The organism is Sphingomonas sp., from assembly GCF_031380695.1.
In the GTDB taxonomy this organism is placed as follows: Bacteria; Pseudomonadota; Alphaproteobacteria; order Sphingomonadales; family Sphingomonadaceae; genus Sphingomicrobium.
Genome location: NZ_JANMWY010000262.1, coordinates 1 through 1,962 on the forward strand (window position 1 = coordinate 1; position 1,962 = coordinate 1,962).

Below are 1,962 nucleotides of genomic sequence, written 5' to 3' on the forward strand. Positions count from 1 at the left end.
GGGGACTGGACGCCCCTTCATCAAGTCCGGGATGACAAAGAGGCTACACCGCCCTGACGAGCGGCAGCACCTCCGCGCCCGCGCCTCCGGCCGGTTCGTGGCGGATGGTGATGGTGGTGCCGGGGTGGGCGGGGGTGACAGTCAGGCGGGCGCGGCGCTGGCGGACGAGGGCTTCGACGATGCTGGTGCCGAGGCCGGCGGTGGCGGCGGGCGAACCCGGGGGCGGCATGCCGACGCCATTGTCGCCGACTTCGAGCGTCCATTCGCCACTGGCATGGGTGTCGCCGCCGCCGTCGCCGACATAATCGACGCGGATTAGGCCGGAGCGGCCATCGGGGAAAGCGTGCTTCAGCGCGTTGATGACGAGTTCGGTGACGATCAGGCCGAGGCTGACCGAAATGTCCGACGGGACGACCGATTCATCGACGGTGACGCGGAGTTTCAGCTTGGCCGCGTCGGGGATCATCGAGGCGGCGATGCTGGCGCACAGCCGGGTCAGGTAGGGGCGCAGCGCGATGGAGTCCTCGCCGGTGGTGGCGAGCTGGCGCTGGACCTCGGCGATCGAGAGGACGCGGTTGTGAGCCTGGTGGAGGTGGGTGCGGGCCTCGTCCGAGCCGACGCGGATCGCCGACTGCATGAGGACGCTGGCGATGATCTGCAGGCTGTTGGCGACGCGGTGCTGAAGTTCGCGGTTGAGCAGTAATTTGTCGGCGATGAGCTGTTCATTGTGGCGGGTGGCGGCGCGGGCGTCGGTGACGTCATCGACCGCCATCAGGATGCGGAAGACGGCGGGATCGTCGTAGTCGAGCGAGTGCGCGTCGACCCTGAGGCAGCGGCGCCCGCCGGACACGGCGCGTTCGAACAGCAGCTCGTACGGCGCGGTGGCGGCACCACCGGCGACCGCGCCGAGCAGCGAGCGGAGGCGCGCCAGGTCCCACACGCCCTGGCCCAGCGCGAAGATCGACTGACCTTCGATGGTCGCGGAATCGAGGCTGAAGGCAGCGCAGAAACTGTCGCTGGCCGTGACGACGACCAGGTCGCCGTTCAGCAGAACGAGCGGCGAGGTCGAGCTTCGCACCATCGCCTCGACCAGGGTCAGGGCGATCGCCGGGGGAAGGGGCGGCACGGGCGAATCGATAATCTTGACCCTTCACAAACAACGCGAACAATTGAGCGAACCCGTCCGTTCCGGACCCAACCGGTTGAATTCGCGCCCCAAGCATCAAAAAATCGCACCGTGCAGGGGTACGCGCCCGGGCCTGAGCCAGGCTGTGACGACAGTTTAACACAGGTTGGGCGGGAAGCGGAATGATCTTTAGGATAGCCGGATGGTGTGGCGGGCGTGCGGCGGGCTTGCTAAGCGGCGTCGATGCAACCCACCGCCGATCAAGAAATCGAAGTTCCGTTCGATGCCGCGCTGTCCGAGCGCTATCTCGTTTACGCGCTGTCGACGATCACGGCGCGGTCGCTGCCTGATGTGCGCGATGGGCTCAAGCCGGTCCATCGGCGGCTGTTGTGGGCGATGCGCTTGCTGAAGCTGGACCCGGCGTCGGCCTACAAGAAATGTGCGCGGGTCGTCGGCGACGTCATCGGCAAGTATCATCCGCATGGTGACCAGTCGGTGTATGACGCGATGGTGCGATTGGCGCAGTCGTTTTCGCTGCGTTATCCGCTGGTCGACGGGCAGGGCAATTTCGGCAATATCGACGGCGATAATGCCGCCGCCTATCGCTATACCGAAGCGCGGCTGACCGCGATCGCGCAGGCGCTGATGGCCGGGCTCGACGAGGGCACGGTCGACTTCAAGCCGACCTATAATGCCGAGGAGGAAGAGCCCGAGGTGATGCCCGGGCTGTTCCCCAATCTGCTCGCCAACGGATCGAGCGGGATCGCGGTGGGGATGGCGACCTCGATCCCGCCGCACAATGTCGCTGAGCTGATCGACGCGGCGGTGCATTTGAT

Annotated in this window: 2 protein-coding genes; one reads left to right on the plus strand and one right to left on the minus strand. The window is 66.3% G+C overall.

The annotated features are described in order from the left end of the window. Window positions 1-43: 43 nt before the first annotated feature. Window positions 44-1,126 (minus strand): histidine kinase dimerization/phosphoacceptor domain -containing protein, encoded by a 1,083-nt coding sequence (locus tag RMN84_RS09495; RefSeq protein ID WP_309611932.1) that lies wholly within the window; start codon window positions 1,124-1,126, stop codon window positions 44-46. A 243-nt stretch (window positions 1,127-1,369) separates the two neighbouring features. Here RMN84_RS09495 and RMN84_RS09500 point away from each other — a divergent pair. Next, the coding region (locus tag RMN84_RS09500; protein WP_309611933.1) for a DNA gyrase subunit A at window positions 1,370-1,962 on the plus strand (593 nt) is incomplete at its 3' end.